At 72.5% G+C, this 17,705-nt stretch carries 17 protein-coding genes; 13 read left to right on the forward strand and 4 right to left on the reverse strand.

What is annotated here, in order from left to right:
* Positions 1 to 241: 241 nt before the first annotated feature.
* The 6 genes from ACSHV8_RS08925 (at position 242) to ACSHV8_RS08950 (ending at position 5,210) form a co-directional block, all read left to right on the forward strand.
* On the forward strand, positions 242 to 517 hold the full coding sequence (locus ACSHV8_RS08925) for a hypothetical protein (RefSeq protein ID WP_436531237.1): 276 nt from the start codon (positions 242 to 244) through the stop codon (positions 515 to 517).
* Between the two features lie 9 nt (positions 518 to 526).
* Positions 527 to 817, forward strand: a complete 291-nt coding sequence (locus tag ACSHV8_RS08930) for a helix-turn-helix transcriptional regulator (protein WP_436531239.1) — start codon at positions 527 to 529, stop codon at positions 815 to 817.
* A gap of 166 nt (positions 818 to 983) precedes the next feature.
* Positions 984 to 2,018 carry a sugar ABC transporter substrate-binding protein gene (locus tag ACSHV8_RS08935; protein ID WP_436531241.1) on the forward strand — a complete coding sequence of 345 codons (1,035 nt, stop codon included), beginning with the start codon at positions 984 to 986 and terminating at the stop codon, positions 2,016 to 2,018.
* Positions 2,015 to 3,529, forward strand: coding sequence for a sugar ABC transporter ATP-binding protein (locus ACSHV8_RS08940; RefSeq protein WP_436531243.1), 1,515 nt, complete (start codon positions 2,015 to 2,017; stop codon positions 3,527 to 3,529). The genes ACSHV8_RS08935 and ACSHV8_RS08940 overlap by 4 nt, the downstream gene beginning before the upstream one ends.
* Positions 3,526 to 4,527 carry an ABC transporter permease gene (locus ACSHV8_RS08945; protein ID WP_436531245.1) on the forward strand — a complete coding sequence of 334 codons (1,002 nt, stop codon included), beginning with the start codon at positions 3,526 to 3,528 and terminating at the stop codon, positions 4,525 to 4,527. The genes ACSHV8_RS08940 and ACSHV8_RS08945 overlap by 4 nt, the downstream gene beginning before the upstream one ends.
* Before the next feature lie 2 nt (positions 4,528 to 4,529).
* A complete protein-coding gene (locus tag ACSHV8_RS08950; protein WP_436531247.1) occupies positions 4,530 to 5,210 on the forward strand; it encodes a FadR/GntR family transcriptional regulator in 681 nt (226 codons plus the stop codon).
* Here the strand turns inward: ACSHV8_RS08950 and ACSHV8_RS08955 are convergent.
* Positions 5,159 to 6,367 (reverse strand): FAD-dependent monooxygenase, encoded by a 1,209-nt coding sequence (locus ACSHV8_RS08955; protein WP_436531248.1) that lies wholly within the window; start codon positions 6,365 to 6,367, stop codon positions 5,159 to 5,161. The genes ACSHV8_RS08950 and ACSHV8_RS08955 overlap by 52 nt on opposite strands.
* Positions 6,368 to 6,458: 91 nt before the next feature.
* Between ACSHV8_RS08955 and ACSHV8_RS08960 the strand changes: the two genes are divergently transcribed.
* Positions 6,459 to 7,067: a TetR/AcrR family transcriptional regulator C-terminal ligand-binding domain-containing protein gene (locus tag ACSHV8_RS08960; protein WP_436531250.1), complete on the forward strand. Its 609-nt coding sequence runs from the start codon at positions 6,459 to 6,461 to the stop codon at positions 7,065 to 7,067.
* A gap of 122 nt (positions 7,068 to 7,189) precedes the next feature.
* Here the strand turns inward: ACSHV8_RS08960 and ACSHV8_RS08965 are convergent, their stop codons facing one another.
* Both ACSHV8_RS08965 and ACSHV8_RS08970 read right to left on the reverse strand, forming a co-directional pair.
* Positions 7,190 to 9,529, reverse strand: a complete 2,340-nt coding sequence (locus tag ACSHV8_RS08965; RefSeq protein ID WP_436531252.1) for an FtsX-like permease family protein — start codon at positions 9,527 to 9,529, stop codon at positions 7,190 to 7,192.
* A complete protein-coding gene (locus ACSHV8_RS08970) occupies positions 9,526 to 10,200 on the reverse strand; it encodes an ABC transporter ATP-binding protein (protein ID WP_436531254.1) in 675 nt (224 codons plus the stop codon). The genes ACSHV8_RS08965 and ACSHV8_RS08970 overlap by 4 nt, the downstream gene beginning before the upstream one ends.
* A 161-nt stretch (positions 10,201 to 10,361) precedes the next feature.
* On the opposite strand from ACSHV8_RS08970, the gene ACSHV8_RS08975 reads away from it, so the two are divergent.
* On the forward strand, positions 10,362 to 11,591 hold the full coding sequence (locus tag ACSHV8_RS08975) for a sensor histidine kinase (protein ID WP_436531256.1): 1,230 nt from the start codon (positions 10,362 to 10,364) through the stop codon (positions 11,589 to 11,591).
* On the forward strand, positions 11,588 to 12,262 hold the full coding sequence (locus tag ACSHV8_RS08980; protein WP_436531258.1) for a response regulator: 675 nt from the start codon (positions 11,588 to 11,590) through the stop codon (positions 12,260 to 12,262). The genes ACSHV8_RS08975 and ACSHV8_RS08980 overlap by 4 nt, the downstream gene beginning before the upstream one ends.
* Here ACSHV8_RS08980 and nhaA read toward each other — a convergent pair.
* Positions 12,214 to 14,166: a Na+/H+ antiporter NhaA gene (gene nhaA, locus ACSHV8_RS08985; protein ID WP_436531260.1), complete on the reverse strand. Its 1,953-nt coding sequence runs from the start codon at positions 14,164 to 14,166 to the stop codon at positions 12,214 to 12,216. The two genes, ACSHV8_RS08980 and nhaA, sit on opposite strands and share 49 nt — an antisense overlap.
* Before the next feature lie 105 nt (positions 14,167 to 14,271).
* Here nhaA and ACSHV8_RS08990 point away from each other — a divergent pair, with 105 nt between their 5' ends.
* The 4 genes from ACSHV8_RS08990 to ACSHV8_RS09005 all read left to right on the forward strand — a co-directional run bounded on the left by ACSHV8_RS08990 (position 14,272) and on the right by ACSHV8_RS09005 (position 17,678).
* The gene (locus ACSHV8_RS08990) at positions 14,272 to 14,994 is read left to right on the forward strand and encodes a GAF domain-containing protein (protein ID WP_436531262.1); all 723 of its coding nucleotides are present in this window, start codon (positions 14,272 to 14,274) and stop codon (positions 14,992 to 14,994) included.
* Between the two features lie 54 nt (positions 14,995 to 15,048).
* On the forward strand, positions 15,049 to 15,846 hold the full coding sequence (locus ACSHV8_RS08995) for an SDR family NAD(P)-dependent oxidoreductase (RefSeq protein ID WP_436531264.1): 798 nt from the start codon (positions 15,049 to 15,051) through the stop codon (positions 15,844 to 15,846).
* A gap of 82 nt (positions 15,847 to 15,928) precedes the next feature.
* Positions 15,929 to 16,429, forward strand: coding sequence for a SigE family RNA polymerase sigma factor (locus ACSHV8_RS09000; protein WP_436531266.1), 501 nt, complete (start codon positions 15,929 to 15,931; stop codon positions 16,427 to 16,429).
* Positions 16,422 to 17,678 (forward strand): rod shape-determining protein MreC, encoded by a 1,257-nt coding sequence (locus ACSHV8_RS09005; RefSeq protein WP_436531268.1) that lies wholly within the window; start codon positions 16,422 to 16,424, stop codon positions 17,676 to 17,678. Before ACSHV8_RS09000 ends, ACSHV8_RS09005 begins: the two co-directional genes overlap by 8 nt.
* Positions 17,679 to 17,705 lie beyond the last annotated feature (27 nt).

Here is a 17,705-nt window from a genome sequence, read left to right on the forward strand (position 1 = left end):
TAGCCGAATCGAGTGTCGCCGTCGGCGAGCAGCCGTCATCTCCGACAATTCTCCGACAATGTCGGGCCGACGTGAATGTCGGCAATTTGTTGCCGTCAGCGCTCAGCACTTTCCGACATCGCGATCGGTGTCCGACCCTGAACCCTGTTTCCAAGTGGCTCGGGGGCGGGTGCCGCTGTCATCGCCGCCCGCCTCGGAGCAGTTCTGATCTCCATGCGATCGAGTCTGAAGGTGGCGGATATTGATCACGCAAAGTGAGTTGATCGCGGCGTTGACCGCGCTCGGCATCGACGCCGAGGTTCAGGTGGGTCTCGACGGCATCCCGTTGGGCATCGCCGGGCTGAGTCTGGACGAGCGGCGTGGAGTGATCTTCCTGCGGCCGCATCCGGAGAAGGTGCCGGACGCGCTTCGTCGTTTTGTCGCGGCTGTGGTCACCGCGCGGGACGACGGCCGTCAGGAGCACGCGGTGCGCCGTGACGCTCGCGGGCATTTCGAGCTGCTGCACGACGACGAGTAGGCGATCCGGGTGGGAACCACGGTGATGCTGATGGGGGCCCGGGAGATCGCGAATCGTCTCGGGCTGTCCCGGCAGCGGGTTCAGCAGCTGGCCGACCGGGACGACTTTCCCGCGCCGTTCCAGACACTGTTCATGGGCCGGGTGTGGCTGAGTCACGACATCGAGTTGTGGATCCGGGCCTCGCGGGCGGGCGACGTCGCCGCCGAAGGGGTTGCGGACTGTCCGGCCGCTCACGACTGCGCGCTCGTCGAGGACGAGCAGCTCGACGGGCGGGCGGAGGTCAGAACATCGGACCTATAGCGCCGCAGCCCATCGATGAGGCTTGCTTTGGGGCTTTTTCTTTGATAGACATCCGATCTATTACGTGTGTGTTTCCGGCGGGCGCCCGCTGAGAACGGTCGAGGCGCCGCGTCTCCCGAACAGCAAACCTCAGCAGCTCCCCCTCGTACGTGAATCGAGGACCACGATGAGGCACACCGGAACCCTGCTCGCCATCATTCTCCTGGCCTCCGCGTCGGCCGCCGCCTGTGGTGACGGCGGCGGGACCACCACCGACGGGAAGGGCGCGCCGGTCGGCGTGGACCTGCCGCGGGCCGATTCGGATTTCTGGAATTCCTACGCCAAGTATGTGCCGACGACCGCGTCCGAGCTCGGCATCAACCTGATGACCCCGACGAATTCGCAGAACGACGTGTCCAAGCTGGTCGCCAACACGCAGGCCCTGGTCAGCCAGGGTGCGAAGGCGATCGTGATGGCGCCGCAGGACACCGGCGCGATCGCGTCGACGCTGACCACGCTGGAGAGCAGGAAGATCCCGGTGGTCACCGTGGACACCCGCCCGGACAAGGGCAAGGTCTTCATGGTGGTGCGGGCCGACAACCGGGCGTACGGGCAGAAGGCCTGCGAGTTCCTCGGCGGGAAGCTGAACGGCCAGGGCAAGGTGATCGAGTTCCAGGGTTCGCTGTCGTCGATCAACGGCCGGGACCGGTCGGAGGCGTTCGCCGACTGCATGAAGTCGAAGTTCCCGGGGATCACGGTGTTCGCCGAGCCGACCGACTGGGAGGGTGCTAAGGCGGCGGCCGCGTTGCAGACCCGGCTGGCCCAGCACCCGGACATCAAGGGTATCTACATGCAGGCGGGCGGCGTGTTCCTGGCCCCGACGCTGCAGGTGTTGAAGTCGAAGGGTCTGCTGGTGCCGCCGACCGATCCGAAGCACATCTTCGCGGTCTCCAACGACGGTATTCCGCAGGAGTTCGAGGCGATCCGCAAGGGCGAGATCGACGCGACCGTGTCGCAGCCGGCCGACCTGTACGCGAAGTACGCGCTGTTCTACGCGAAGGCGGCGATCGACGGGAAGACGTTCAGCGCCGGCCCGACCGATCATGACAGCACGATCGTCGACGTCGGCAACGGCAACCTGGAGGACCAGTTGGCCGCGCCGCTGGTCACCAAGGACAACGTGGACGACACGGCCCTGTGGGGAAACCAGGTCGGCAAGTGACCGAGGTCGCGGCCACGGGGATCACCCGACGGTACGGTGCCACCACCGCTCTGGACGGCGTCGATCTCGCGGTCCGGAGCGGTGAGATCCACGCCCTGGTCGGCCGGAACGGCGCCGGGAAGTCGACCCTGGTGTCGATCCTGACCGGGTTGCAGCGGGCCGACGCCGGGGAGGTCACCTTCGACGGCCGCCCGGCGCCGCCGCCGGTCGATCGTGGTGCCTGGCGGCAGCGGGTCGCCTGCGTCTACCAGCAGTCGACGGTCATCCCGACGCTGACCGTGGCCGAGAACCTGTTCCTCAACCGGCAGCGCACCCGGCGCGGCCTGATCGACTGGCGCGGCCTGCGCCGGCAAGCCGCCGAGCTGCTGGAACGTTACGGCGTGGGCATCGATCCGGCCGTGCTCGCCCGGGATCTGACGGTCGAGCAGAGCCAGCTCGTCGAGATCGCCCGGGCGCTGTCGTTCGGGGCCCGGCTCATCATTCTGGACGAGCCGACGGCCCGGCTCGACGGCGCCGCGATCGGCCGCCTGTTCGAGCGGATGCGTGACCTGCGGGCCGACGGGGTGACGTTCCTGTTCATCTCGCACCACCTGCAGGAGGTCTACGAGATCTGCCAGACGGTCACGGTCTTCCGCGACGCCCGGCACGTGCTCACCGAGCCGGTCGCCGACCTGCCCCACGAGGCGCTGGTGCGGGCCATGACCGGCCACGACTCCCGGTCGGCGGCCGACGCGTCGCCGGCCGCGAAGCCGGGCGACGAGGTGGTGCTGACGGTCGACGACCTGCGCCTGCCCGGCCACTTCGACCACGTCGACCTGCGGATCCGGGCCGGTGAGCTGGTCGGTCTGACCGGTTCGGGCAGCAGCGGCAAGGTGGCCCTGGCCGAGACGATCGCCGGGCTGCGGCGCGCGCAGGGCGGTTCGGTCGCGGTCAATGCCACCACCATAAGATCCGCCGACGTACGGGCGGCTGTCGCGGCCGGCCTCGGCTACCTCCCGCAGGACCGGCATCGTGAGGGTCTCGTGCCGCTGCTGTCGGTCGCCGAGAACGCCACGATGACCGTCACCGACCGTCTCGGCCCGGCCGCCCTGGTCCTGCCGGCCCGGCAGCGCGCCGCCGCGAACCGCATGATCGCCGAGTACGACATCCGCACCGAGGGCCCGGACCAGCGGGTCGACGGCCTGTCCGGCGGCAACGCCCAGAAGGTGGTGCTGGCCCGGGCCCTGGCCCGCGACCCGAAGGCCCTGGTGCTGGTCAGCCCGACCGCGGGCGTGGACGTCCGGTCCAAGGAGTCCCTGCTCGGCGCGGTCGTCGCCGCCGCCGCGAAGGGCACCGGCGTCCTGATCGTCTCCGACGAACTGGACGACCTGCGCGCCTGCGACCGGGTCCTGGTCATGTTCCACGGCCGGATCGTCGCCGAGAAGCCCCGCGGCTGGACCGACGCCGACCTGGTCGCCGCTGTCGAGGGCCTGCCGTCCGGCCCGGCGAGAACCGAGGAGAGGACACCGTGACACAGACCCTCACCGCGCCGCCCGCCCAGCGGCCCCGGCTGCGCCTGACCCGTTTCCGTGACCTGGCCCTGGTCCCCGCGATCGTCCTGCTGGTGCTGGTCGGCGCCCTGATCGACCCGGTCTTCCTGAGCCGGGCCAACATCCTCAACGTCCTGCAGCAGCAGACCGAACTGTCGCTGCTGGTGCTGGCCGAGGCGGTGATCCTGATCGCCGGCAAGTTCGACCTGTCCCTGGAGTCGACCATCGGCCTGGCCCCGGCGCTCGCGCTCGGCCTGGTCGTCCCGGCCGCCAGCCATGGCCTCGGCACCGACTGGCCGACCGCTCTGGCGATCCCGTTGTGCCTGCTCACCGGCGCGCTGATCGGGGCGTTCAACGGGTTGCTGATCCTGCGGTTCAAACTGTCGGCGTTCATCGTCACGCTCGGCATGCTCATCGTGCTGCGCGGCCTGCAGATCGGGCTGACCGGCGGGCAGAACCTCTTCGACATCCCGCAGTCCGTGCTCTACCTGGGCAACGCGGTGTGGCTGGGCGTTCCGGCCTCGATCTGGATCTGCGCGGCACTGTTCGCGGTCGGCATCGTCGCGCTCGGGTTCGTGCGGCACGGCCGGGCCGTCTACGCGATCGGCGGCAACGTCGACGCGGCCCGCGCGGCCGGGATCCGTACGGAAAGAATCGTCTGGTCGGTGTTGATCGTCGGCGGTGTCCTGGCCGCGCTGGCCGGCCTGCTGATGACCGGACGGCTCGGCTCGGTGGCGGCCGCGCAGGGCCAGGGCATGATCTTCACCGTGTTCGCGGCGGCGGTGATCGGCGGGGTGAGCCTGGACGGCGGCAAGGGTACGCTGTTCGGCGCGCTGTGCGGCGTCATCGTGCTCGGACTGATCAACAACATCCTCACGCTGGGCGGGGTGTCGGCCCAGTGGATCCAGGCCATCTACGGTGGGATCATCCTGGTCGCGCTGATCCTGGCCCGGCTGACCTCGGGAAAGGCGCAGGACTAGCCGTGGCGGTGACCGACGAGGCGATCGAGAAGATCAAGGCGATGATCGTCTCGGGCGATCTGCGGCCGGGCGACCGGCTGCCGCGCGAGGCCGACCTGGCCGAGCGGCTGGGGTTGTCGCGCAGCTCGCTGCGGGAGGCGGTCAAGGCGCTCTCCCTGATCAGAGTCCTGGACGTGCGCCAGGGCGACGGCACCTACGTCACCAGTCTCGCGCCGCAGCTGCTCCTCGACGCGCTCAGCTTCATCGTCGACTTCCACCGCGACGACACGGTTCTGCAGTTCTTCGAGGTGCGGCGCATCCTGGAACCGGCCGCGACCGCGCTGGCCGCGCAGCGGATGACCGACGCCGACATCGCCGAGCTGCGGAAAGTCCTGCACAGTCTGCGGGACGACGCGACCGTTGACGAGCTGGTCGCCAACGACCTGGACTTCCACCACCGGATCGCCGCCGGGGCCGGCAACGACCTGCTCTGCTCGCTCATCGACAGCCTGTCCGGGCCGACCACCCGCGCCCGGATCTGGCGCGGGCTGACCCAGGCCGGCGCGGTCGACCGGACCCGCGAGCAGCACGCCGCCATCCTCGACGCGATCGCCGCCCGGCAGTCCGACCTGGCCCGCTCGTGGGCCGTCGTTCACGTGGCCGGGGTGGAGGAGTGGCTGAGGCTGGCACTGCGCGGGGCCTGACCGTGCTGGGCCACGAGCCGGCCCAGCAGCGCGCTGACCGGTCGGGTCTGCACCAGCCGCATCACGCCGGCGACCACCCGGATGCCGGTCCGGGTGCGCGGGGCATACATGGCGACGCGCCCCGGGAACATCCGCTGCGCGGCCTCCGCCCGAGGTTCCATCACCTTCTCGTACGTCTCCAGGGCCTGCGGGTCCCCGGAGAGCAGGGCCGTGGCCAGCGCCTGCGCGCCCTGCAGGGCCAGGGCGGTGCCCAGACCGCTGAGCGGGCTCGCGCACCAGGCGCTGTCGCCGAGCAGCACCACCCGCCCGCGATGCCAGCCGCCGCCGACCACGATCTGGTCGTAGGTGTCGAGCGCGAAGTCCTCGGCCTCCCGGGCCGCGGCCAGGAACTCCGCGGTGCGCCAGCCGACACCGGCGAACGTGCGCTCCAGCAGCGCGAACCGGGCCTCCCGGTCGTGCCGCGGGGGCAGCGAGCCGGCGCGGAACGACATCCCGACCTCCTGCTCACCCGGGTGCCCCGGGCGGGCCGCCACCAGGAGACTGCCCGGGACGTTGCACAGCGTCATCCAGCCGTCCAGGCCGGGCGTGCCCGGACGCTCGGTCAGCGTGAACCAGGCGTGCGCGAAACCGAGCGGCCGCCGAAAGTCCTCCTCCGGCCCGAAGACCAGCGACCGCACCCGTGAGTGGGCGCCGTCCGCGCCCACGACCAGGTCGAACGTCTCCGGTTGCCGGTTACGGAACACCGCCCGTACGCCATCGGGGGTCTCCTCCAAAGCGTCCACGGTCTCGCTGAACAGGTGCGTGACGTGCTCGGAGGCGGCGCGGTGGAGCACCCGCGCGAGATCGGTGCGCAGCAGTTCCTCCTCGGAGACGAGACCGTGGCCGCCGAACGCCTCGACCGGCATCTCGGCCAGCCGGCGCCCGGTCTCGTCGATCCAGGTGACGCCGCGCTGCGGGACCAGACGGGCCAGGCACTCGTCGAGCAGGCCCAGCCGATCGAGCACGTCGCGCGAGTCACCTCGCAGGTCGACGGTCTGCCCGCCGGCCCGCAGCCCCGGCGCGATCTCGGCGACGGTGACGTCCCAGCCGGCGCGTCCGAGCAGCGTAGCGAGTGTGTCGCCACCGATGCCGGCGCCGACGATCAGGACCTTGGCCATGACTGCCTCCCTCTTATTGCGAATCACTTCGCATTTAACGTACGGCGAGGAAGGCTACAAACGCAACCCGATTCGCGTTAAAGTCGTCGGCATGACACAAGCCACCGGCACCGCACGCCCCGGAGGCCGGACGGCCCGCACCCGCGAAGCCGTCCACGCGGCCGTCCACGCCCTGCTCGCCGAGTCCGGTGACGGCGTCATCCACCTGCCCGAGGTCGCCGCGCGGGCCGGAGTGCACCCGGCCACGCTCTACCGGCGCTGGCGCACGGCCGAGGCGCTGCTGCTGGACGTGGCGATCGCCGACGTCAACGAGCGCTCCCCGGTCCCGGCGACCGGTGACCTGCGGGCCGACCTGCTGGCCTACGGGAACCGGCTGGAGGCGAGCGTGTCGCGCCCCGGCGGTCTCGGCCTGCTGCGCGCGCTGATCTCGGCCGCCGCCGACCCGGAGGTCGGCCTGCTCGGCGCGGGCGCGTTGAGTCAGCCCCGGTTGGCCCAGTTCCAGGTGCTGCTCGACCGCAGCGGCACCACCGAGCTGACCCCGATCGACCTGTTCGAGCTGATTCTGTCCCCGATCTACATCGCCGGGATGATGCGCCAGGGCACGCCGTCCCCCGACGCCCCGGAGTTCCCCGGCCGCGTCGACCGCCTGGTCGACAACGTCCTGGCCGTCCGCAACCACCGCCGCGCCGCCACCCCCTGACCCGGCTGGTCCTCACGGTCGCTCCCGAGCAGAAAAACAGCCGTGAGCACCAGCCGGGGCCTCGGCTGGTGCTCACAGCTGGATCCGGGCTTGAGAACGACCGTGAGCGCCGGCCGGGTGGGCTACTCGGTGCGCAGGGCTGTGGCGGTCCGGGTCCGGGCGGCCCAACCGGCCGGGAGCAGAGCGCCGATCAGGGCGATGGCCGGGCCGCCCAGGAACAGGGCGGTGAGCAGGAGCGGGCCGTAGACGTCGAGGAGTGAGTCCGGCAGGTGCAGGCCGCCGCTGGCCGCCATCGCGGGCACGACCAGGCGCTGCAACGCCACCCCGGCCGGGGCCCCGAGCAGTCCGCCGGCCAGGCCGATCCCGGCCACCGAGGCGACCACCATCGTGATCGTCTGGCGCGGGGTCATCCCGAGAGCCTTGTGCACTCCCAGGTCGTGGACCCGGTCGCGCAGGTCGAGGATCAGCATGTTGAGCACGCCGAGCGCGGCCACGGCGATGAGCAGCAGGGTCAGCGTGGCGGTCAGGCCCTGCACGACCAGCAGGATCGGGTCGATCTCGGCGCTGTTGGACCGGGCGGTCAGGTTCCACCTCGTCAGCGCGCCGCTCAGTGCCTGGGCGTACGCGCCGGTGTCCGTGCCCGAGTTCAGCGCGATCCGATACTCCATCGGGTCCAGTCCGGTGACCGCGCCGGTGAACACGCCGGTTCCGGTGTCGAAGACCTCACCGACCAGGCGCAATCGCAGCGGTTGGCCGTTCAGCTGCACGGTGACGGTGTCGCCGACCCGCGAGCCGGTCGCCTTCAGGAACGGCGCGCCCGCGACCGCCTCGCCGGGCGCCGCGAACCAGCGGCCGGACACCATCACGAAGCCGTCCCAGGTCGCGTCGCCGGTGATCGCGTTCAGCGCGAGCGGGTCGCTGTAGCCGGACGCGACCACCGGCGCCTGCGCCAGCCCGTAAGCCGCCCGCGTCCCGTTCGTCGCCGTGATCGCACCCAGCACCGAGGCCGGGTCGGCCCCGGAGGCGTCGGACCTGCCGCCGGAGGTGCCGGACGTGCCGGGTCCGCCGGCCGAGAGGCCGGAACCCCGGCCGGGGTCGGCGCGCACGACGACGTCGGCCGCGTCCTGCTGGGCGGCCGACTGGATGTGCAGCAGCGACGCGCCGAGCCCGGTCGCGAACGTGACCGCGGCCGTCCCGGACGCGACGGCCAGCAGGATCGCGCCGGTGCGGACCGGCCGGGCGAACGGCCGGGCCAGCCCCAACCCGATCGGCCGGGGCAGCGGCAGCCGCGCGGCCAGCCGGGCCGCCCGACGGCCGCGGACCGGCCCGGAGGCGCGTCCGACGGCGATCGCCTCGACCGTGCGCAGGCGTCCGGCCCGCAGCGAGGCCGCCCACGCGGTCGCCGCGACCACGGCGAGCACGCCGGCGGCGGCGACCAGCGTGACCCACCAGTCGATCGCGGTGTTGGCCGAGCCGTACACCTGCTCGGTCTCGGCGAGCACGGGCAGCGCGATCACGTTGCCCACGACCGCGCCGGCGAGCGCACCGGCCGCGGCCGGGACCACGGCCTGGGTCACGTAGGCGCGGACGATCCCGGCCGGGGTGCAGCCGAGCGCCTTGAGGATGCCGATCCGCCGGGTGGCCGCGCCGACCGTCCCGGCCACCACCGTGCCCACCACCAGGACCGCCATCACCATGCCGAGCAGCGCGAACGCGACCAGGAAGGGCACGAAGACGGCGGCGTCCTCGACCGCGTGCTGCCGGACGTCGAGCCAGGAGCGGGCGGCGACGACCGCGCCGGGCGGCAGGGCCGCGGTGATCGCGGCACGACCGGCGTCGACCTCGGCCGCCGTGTCGGCGGCGGCCAACCGGTAGAGCATCTGGTACCCGTGGTCGGCGTCCGGCCGGTCCAGCGCGGCGACGGTCGCCGGTGACGCCCAGGCCGCGGCGGTGGCGCTGACCGAGCGGGCCACCCCGACGACCGTCAGCTTCCTGCCGTTCGCGCTGGTCAGACGGGATCCGACCGGGAGCCGGACCGCGCCGCCGCCCATCACCAGCTCGTCCGGGCCGGTGGCCCAGCGCCCCGAGCTGAGCTCGACCCGGTCCACCTCGCCGCCCGCGTCGGCCCGGCCGACCACCGTCAGCGACAGCGCCGGCATCCCGTCCGAGGATGCGAAGGCGACCACCACCATCCGGTACGGACCGGAGGCCGCGACCACGCCGGGCGCCGCCGCCGACGCCGTGAGCTGGGCCTCGGTGACCGCGGCGGGATCGGCCCGCACGCTCAGGTGCGCTCCGCGCTGGGCCTTGAACGCGTCGTCGTACGGCGCCCGGGACGCGACCAGCAGGCCCGCGCCGAGCACGGTCGCGGTCACCGCCGCGGCCGCGACCAGCGCGATCACGACGGTGTGGACGCGCCGGCGGCGTACGCCGGAGCGGATGACCGTGCCCAGCCCGGTCATCGGATCGCCTCGATCAGGCCGTCGCGCATGCTGACCGTGCGGGTCGCGCACGCCTGCGCCAGCCGCGGGTCGTGGGTGACCAGCACGATCGTCTGCCCGCTGGCGTGCAGGTCGTTGAGCAGGTCCCGGACGTCCTGGCCGGCGGCGGTGTCGAGCGCGCCGGTCGGCTCGTCGGCCAGCAGCAGCGACGGCCGGTTGATCAGGGCGCGGGCGACGGCGACGCGCTGGCGCTCCCCGCCGGAGAGTCGGCCCGGGTAGGCGGCGGTGTGCTTGGCGATGCCGAGCGAGTCCAGCAGCCCGGCCGCGCGTTCCCGGGTTCCGCGGCCGGACGCGCCGGCCAGCTGCGCGGGCAGCAGCACGTTGTCCAGCACGGTCAGGTCGTCGAGCAGGTTGAAGAACTGGAAGACCAGGCCGACGTGGTCGCGGCGGAACCGGGCCGCGGCCGCCTCGCCGAGCCGCTCGACCCGGGTGCCGGCGACGGTCACCTCCCCGGCGTCCGGGCGGTCCAGGCCGGCGATCAGGTTGAGCAGGGTGGACTTGCCGCTGCCGGAGGGGCCGACGACGGCCACGCTCTCGCCCTCGGCGATGGTCAGGGAGATGTCGTGCAGTGCGGGCGGGCCCTCGTCGTAGCGGCGGGTCACCCCGGTCAGTGCGATCATCGGCTGCGTCATGGCGACGACGCTAGGAGCGAGGGCGGGGCGCACGCGTCGGCCGGGCGGGGCAACGGCCGTACCGTCGCAAGTGGATTTTCGGTGACGTCATCCTTGCGATGTAGTCGCCCTGCACACCGCGAGGGACGACGGGCCTCGCGGGAACCGGCCAGAATGGCCGGATGAGGTGGATGGAGGCGGTCGGGCCGCTGCCCCGGCCGGGCTGGCGGGCGCTGCTGTTGGACGCCGCCCTGGCCGCGGTGCTGGGGCTGATCTGTTTCCAGACCGCGACCGACGACGTGTCCGTTCCGCGGCCCCCGGTGCTGCCGCTCGGCCTGCCCGAGGTGGCCAAGGCGCCCGGTTCGGCGTTCGGCGCGCTGATCCTGGTCTTCGTCATGTGCGCGCCGCTGGCGCTGCGTCGACGCTACCCCCTCGCGGTTCTGTGGGCGACCATGGCCGCGTCCTCATTGGTGCTGGTCACCGGCGGTGCGGACCAGCCCGACCTGTATCCGTGCGTGGTGCTGGCCTGCCTGGTCGGCGTCTACAGTGCGGCCGCGCACAGCCCCTACCGGTTCGCCGCCCTGGCCACCGTGCCCCTGGCCGCGGTGCTGGTGACCGTGCTGCGCGAGCTGATGCTGATCACCGTGCCGGCCGACTACCTGCCGTTCGTGCTGCTCGCGCCGCTGGTGGCGGCGGCCGGCGGCTACCACGTGTGGCGCCGGCGGCTGGGGGAGGACCGGCAGCGGCTGGCCGCCGAGGCCCGCGCGCAGGAGCACGCGCTGCGCGACGCGGTCGCCGGCGAACGGGCCCGGATCGCCCGTGAGCTGCACGACGTGGTGACGCACCACGTGAGCGTGATGGTGATCCAGTCCGGTGCGGCCCGCGCGGTCCTCGGCACCGAGCCCGAGCAGGCCCGGGAGGCGCTGCTGGCGGTCGAGGGCACCGGCCGGTCGGCGCTGACCGAGCTGCGCACCGTGATGGGCCTGCTCGCCGAGACCGCCTCGGACGGGCCGGAGGAGCCGCAGCCCGGCCTGGACGCGGTGCCCGAGCTGGTCGCGCGGATGCGGGAGGCCGGCGTGCCGGTGCGGCTGACCGTCGCCGGGGAGCAGCGGCCGGTCACCTCCGGGATCGGGCTGGCCGCGTACCGGGTGGTGCAGGAGGCGTTGACCAACATGGTCCGGCACGCGCCGGGCGCGGCGGCCACGGTCGTCGTCGAGTACACGCCGCAGGCCCTGCGGGTCGAGGTCGGCAACACCGCCGCCCGGAGCCCGGCCGCGGCCGGCCGGACCGGTGGGCGGGGGCTGATCGGCCTGCGGGAACGGCTCGCCCTCTACGGTGGGACCCTGCGCACCGGCGCGCTGCCCGGCGACGGCTACCGGGTCGAGGCCCTGATCCCGCTGGAGGCGGCGTGAGCGTACGAGTGGTGATCGCCGACGACCAGGCCCTGGTCCGCACCGGCTTCCGGATGATCCTGACCGCCAACGGCGTCGAGGTGGTGGCCGAGGTCGCGACCGGCGCCGAGGCGATCGCCGCGGTCCGGCGCACCCGCCCCGACGTGGTGCTGATGGACGTGCGCATGCCTGAGCTGGACGGCCTGGAGGCGACCCGGCGCATCCTGGCCGACGCCGGGTCGCCGCCGCGGATCATCATCCTGACCACGTTCGACCTGGACCAGTACGTGTACGCGGCGCTGGCCGCCGGGGCCAGCGGCTTCCTGCTCAAGGACGTGACCCCGGAGCAGCTGGTGGCCGCGGTGCGGATGGTCCAGGACGGTGACGCGCTGCTCGCCCCGGCGATCACCCGCCGGCTCGTGCAGCGGTTCGCCCGGCGCGACCCGCAGACCGCCGGGCGGCACCGCGACCTGGCCTCGCTGACCCCGCGCGAGACCGAGGTGCTGCGCCTGCTGGCCGGCGGTCTCAGCAACGCCGAGCTGGCCGCGCACCTGACGCTCTCCGAGGCGACGGTGAAGACGCACGTGGCCCGGATCCTCGGCAAGCTGGGGCTGCGCGACCGGGCCCAGGCGGTGGTCGTCGCCTACGAGACCGGGCTGGTCAGCCCCGGATCCGGGTCGGCCGAGGGCTGAGTGTCCGGGCCGGCCGTGGGCTGACCGGGGCGGCGGCGGGCGGCGATCTTCGCGCGGACGCGGGCCTCCTTGACCGCCTTGCGCAGGGTGTCGGCGTCGTACGCGTCGTAGTGCCGGCGCCCGTTGATGAAGAACGTCGGCGTGCCCGAGACCCCGCTCAGGTCGGCCGACTCCACGTCCTCGTCGATCCGGGCGGCCGTGGCCCCGGCCAGCATGTCCTCGTGGAACCGGTCGGTGTCCAGGCCCAGCTGCTCGGCGTACCCGAGAATGTCCTTGATCTTCAGATGGTCCTGCCGGGACAGCAGCAGGTCGTGCATCGCCCAGAACGCGCCCTGAGCGGCCGCCGCCTCGGCCGCCTGCGCCGCCATCTGCGCCTGCGGGTGCACGTCGGTCAGCGGCAGGTGACGCCACACATACCGCAGGTCGGTGTCGGTCAGCAGCTCACGGACGGACGGCTCGGCCAGGCCGCAGTAGGGGCACTGGAAGTCCCCGTACTCGACCACGGTCACCGACGCGTCGGCCGGGCCGCGCACGTGATCGCGCTCGTGGTCGACGTCCGGGACCAGGTCGGTCAGCTGGTCGGCGTCGCCGAGCAGCAGCACCGCCTTGCGGGCCGGGGACAGCAGGAACGTCACCCGGAACACCGCCCAGGTCACCGCCGACGAGGCGACCGCGGCCAGCAGCACGCCCAGCTTCGCCTCGGCCAGCGCGTCCCCCTCGAACGCCAGGTTCGCGATCAGGAACGACACGGTGAAACCGATCCCGGCGATCGAGCCCGCCCCGAGCACCGACGACCAGCCCGCCACCGGCCGCATCCGGCCCCGGCTCAGCCACGTGACCAGGGCCGACACCCCGGTCACGGCGATCGGCTTGCCGAGGACGTAGGCCAGGAAGACGCTCACCGTCAGGGGCGAGGTCAACGCCGTGCGCAGGAAGTGCGCGTCGATCCCGATCCCGGCGTTGGCCAGGCCGAACAGCGGCACGATCAGGTAACTCGTCCAGCCCTGGTAGGTGCGCTGCAGCCGGTCGTTGGGGGAGAGCGCCTGCACCAGGCTGACCCGGGCGTACCGGGCCAGTTCCACGGTCGGCTGCTCGCGGAACGACCGGAACAGATCACTGGCCTGGCGCAGGGCGTCGCGGGCCGGCGTGTAGGCGGGCGCGATCAGCCCCAGCGCCAGCCCGGAGACCACCGGGTCGACGCCGCTGGCCAGCATCGCGAACCACATGGCGACCCCGATGGGGAGGTACGCGTATCCGGAGCGGACTTTCAGGCGTACGAGCGCGAACGCCACCGCGAACAGCACCGCGGCCACGACCAGCGGCATCATCTCGACGTGCTCGGTGTAGGCCACGGCGATCACCAGCAGCGCCACCAGGTCGTCCACCACCGAGACGGTGACCAGCAGCAGCCGGGCCTGGTCGGGCACCCGGCGGCCGACCAGCGCGAGCAGGCCCAGCGCCAGCGCCGTGTCGGTGGACATCGCCACACCCCAGCCGGCCGCGTGCGGGCCGCCGTGGTTGACCGCCAGGAAGATCGTCACCGGCAGGGCCATGCCGACGATCCCGGCCAGCGCCGGCAGGACGAACCGGCGCCGGTCGCGCAGGTCACCCAGGTCGAACTCGCGCCGCGCCTCCAGGCCCACGACCAGGAAGAAGAACGTCATCAGGCCGCTGTTGACCCAGTCCCGCAGGGGCAGGTCGACGCCGTGCTCGCCCAGGCGCAGCGCCAGAGGGGTCTCCCAGAACCGCTCGTACGACCCGTCGGCCACGTTCGCCCAGATCAGCGCGGCGACGATCGCGGCCAGCAGGACGCCGGCGCTGCCCGCCTCGGTGCGCAGGAACGCGCGGACGGCGGTGTCCGGCCGTCTCGTTCTGACTGTCTCGCCCCGCAGTTGCCCGTTCACGCCCCCACCCAAGCACGACGGCGGGCGATGATCCACTCCTGGTTGCCACCGAATCGCAACCGGTACCCGTTCACGACGGGGGCATTCCGGCCGTTGAAGACGTACATGCAGCAGACCGAGCGCGAGGCCGCCCGCCTCGCCGCCGTCGACAGCTACGGTCTGGTCGGCGGCGCCCGCCCCGAGATCCTCGACGGCCTCACCCGGATCGCCACCGAGGTCTTCGACACACCGATGGCGTCGGTCACCCTGGTGCACCGCGAGCAGCAGTGGTTCGCCGGAAGCACCGGGCTGGCCGAGCCGGGCACCAGCCGGGCCGTGTCCTTCTCGGCCCGGCTGCTCGACGACCCGCGGCCCCTGGTCGTCGCCGACACCCGGGACGACCCGCTGTTCCGCTACCTGCCGCACGTGAACCAGGCGCCGCCGATCTGCTTCTACGCCGGCGTGCCGCTGATCGACGCCGACGGTCACGTGCTGGGCTCGGTGGCGGTTTTCGATCACCGCCCGCGGCTGGTCGGGGAGACCCGGATGGCGTTGCTGGAGAGCCTCAGCGCGCAGGCCGGCGCGTACCTGCAGGCGCGCCGCAACGCCGAGGTCCTGGCCTCACTGCGCGCACGGCTGGGACGGCTGCGCGACCAGGAGGACGACGTGATCGCCGCGGTCTCCCACGAGCTGCGCACGCCGGTCGCCACGATGCTCGGCTATGTCGAGATGCTGGGCGATCTGGCCGGGCATCAGGATCTGCTGGAGCCGCTGGGGCAGGCCGGCCACCAGCTGATCCACACGCTGGAGCGGATCCTCGGCATCATCAGATCCAACCCAGCCTCCTAGGACACCTCAGGCGTTGTGCGGCGGCCCGCCGTCGAGCTCTGGAATGATCAGCTGATGGATCTGCACCTGCGCGACAAGCGCGCGATCGTCACCGGAGCCAGCCGCGGTATCGGCCTCGCGGTGGCCGAGGCCCTGGCCGCCGAGGGCGTGCGCCTCGCCCTCGTCGCCCGGGGCGCCCCGGCCCTGGAGAGCGCGGCCGAACGCCTGCGCAAGGACGGCGCCGACGTGGTCGTGCTGCCCGCCGACACGACCGACGACGCGGCCGTCCGGGCAATGGCCGACGCCGCCGTGGCCGCTCTCGGGGGAGTGGACATCCTGGTCAACGCGGCGGCGGAACCGGCCGTGCCGGGCACCCCGCACGATCTGGCCCGGCTGGTCGACCAGGACCTGCGCGACGAGATCGAGACGAAGGTGCTGGGCTATCTGCGGACCGCCCGCGCGGTGGCCCCGCACATGGTGGCCCAGCGCTGGGGCCGGATCGTCAACGTGAGCGGGCTGGCCGCCCGGTCGTCCGGTTCGCCGTTCGGCTCGATCCGCAACGTGTCGGTGGCTGCGCTGACCAAGAATCTCGCCGACGAGCTCGGCCCGCACGGTGTGAACGTCACCGTCGTGCACCCGGGACTGACCGTGACCGAACGGCTCCCGGCGCTGGCCGAGGCCCGCGCCCGGGCCGACGGGTCCACTCCGGAGCAGGCCCGGCTGGCGCTGGCGAGCGGTGTCTCGATCGGCCGGCTGGTGACGGCGGCCGAGGTCGCCGATGTGATCGTGTTCCTGGCCAGCCCGCGCAGTGTCGCCGTGAACGGGGATGCCGTCGCGGTCGGTGGCGGCGTCAAGGGCCCGATCCATTACTGACTTTCCAGGCGGTGGCAACCTTTCTCCGGTCTCGGGGCGTATGTAGGACCCGTGAGATGGAGATCAAGGGTGCGGGGGCCTGATGCGCGATCACGATGAGGAGGTGACGGCTTTCGTCCGGGCGCGGTACGGCGCGCTGCTGCGGACGGCCTACCTGTTGTGCGGTGATCGGGGCCGGGCCGAGGATCTGGTCCAGACGACGCTGGCCAAGACCGTGGTGGCCTGGTCCCGGCTGCAGCGTTCGGACGGTATCGATCATTACGTGCAGCGGGTCCTGTTCAACACGTTCGTGAGCAGTCAGCGGCGTCGGTCCTGGTGGGAGCAGCCGCTGGGTCGTCTGGTCGAGGGCCGGGCCCGGGACGAGTACGTGGCGGTCGAGCAGCGTGACTGGCTGCGCCGGGCCCTGGACGGGTTGTCGGCCCGGCAGCGCGCGGCGGTCGTGCTGCGCTTCTACGAGGACCTGTCGGAGCAGGACACGGCCAGAGTGCTGGGCTGCTCGGTGGGCACGGTCAAGAGTCTTTCCTCCCGGGGTTTGCAGGCGTTGCGCGCGCAGTGGGCCGAACACGAGGTGCGGTATGTCTAGTCCGACGGAGTTGCGAGAGGGCCTGGCCGAGCTGGCCGAGCCGGTGATCCCCACCGAGGGTTTCGAGGCGCTGATCTTCCGGCGGGCTCGTCGCCTGCGGGCCCGGCGGCGGTTCGCCGGTGCGACGGCGGTGGCCGTCTGCCTGGCGGTCGTGGTGGCGACGTTCCGGCTGGTCGCGGTCGGTCCGGCCCCGCAGTTGGCGGCGGTGCCGCCGGACGGCCCGTTCCTGGGCTGGTCGGCCGCCGGTGACGTGGATGCCGGTCTGCTCCGGGAGGCGACCGAGGTCTGGGATCGGGGCGGCCCGCACACCGCGGTCCGGCCGCTGGTCGCGGCCCACGACCGGGAGCTGCACTCGGTGGTCGTCCTGCAGGGCTACGACGAGCGCAACGCGGCCCGGCTGGCGTTCTTCACCAGTGACACGACCGCGGCCGACGCGTTGCGGCTGCGCGCCGACCGCCCGGCCCCCGACCCGGTCCGTACCCAGGTGGTCAGTCTGATCAGCTCCCGGCTGAAGGGTCCGGCCGGGCGGGCGGGTCAGTCGTTCTGGGACACGTACGCCATCGCGGTCGCCATGCCCGGGGTCACGTTGGTACAGATGTCGACCACGACTCTCGACGACGAGTACCGGCAGGGCCCGGAGACGGCCACGGGGCGTTTTGTCGTCAAGGCGCTGCCCGACGCGACGGCCGAGACGACGACGGTCCGCGGCTTCGTGAAGCCGGCGAAACTGTTCGCCCAGTGGCGGAGGGTGTTCGCGGTGCCGGGCGACGGTGGCGCCTCGGGTGATGCTCAGGGGGTGCGCGGCCAGGTCGTGCGGCGCAGTGATCAGCAGATCGTGGTGGCCGTCCGTGCGGTGCGGCCTGGTCAGCTCGCGGTTGTCGCCGAAGGGCTGGTCGGGCGGGTGGCGTCGGTCGACGAGGCCCGCGGTGAGGCCACGATCGACCTGGTGACCAGCCCGGCCTTCACCATGGCGGCCTGGACCAACATCAGCAACGTGCCCGGGACGGTCCGGGGGACCGGGGGGAAGCTGCTCATGACCGGTGTCCCGGCCGGCGAGAAGATGGAGATCAACGTGACCAACCGGGTCGTGGTGGCCGACCCGTCGCAGGAGAACGGGATCGGCGCGGTGACCATCGGCCGGGCGACCGTCGCCAAGCCGGCCGACGCGGACACCGTGGAACTGACCCCGACGGCGAACCTGGCCGGCCTGCGCGAAGTGTCGATCATGACCCCGCCGGCGGTGGGCTGAGCATCTAAAAGTAACGAATCCTTCGTA

Origin of the sequence: Actinoplanes sp. HUAS TT8, assembly GCF_051380535.1 — a bacterium.
In the GTDB taxonomy this organism is placed as follows: domain Bacteria; phylum Actinomycetota; class Actinomycetes; order Mycobacteriales; family Micromonosporaceae; genus Actinoplanes.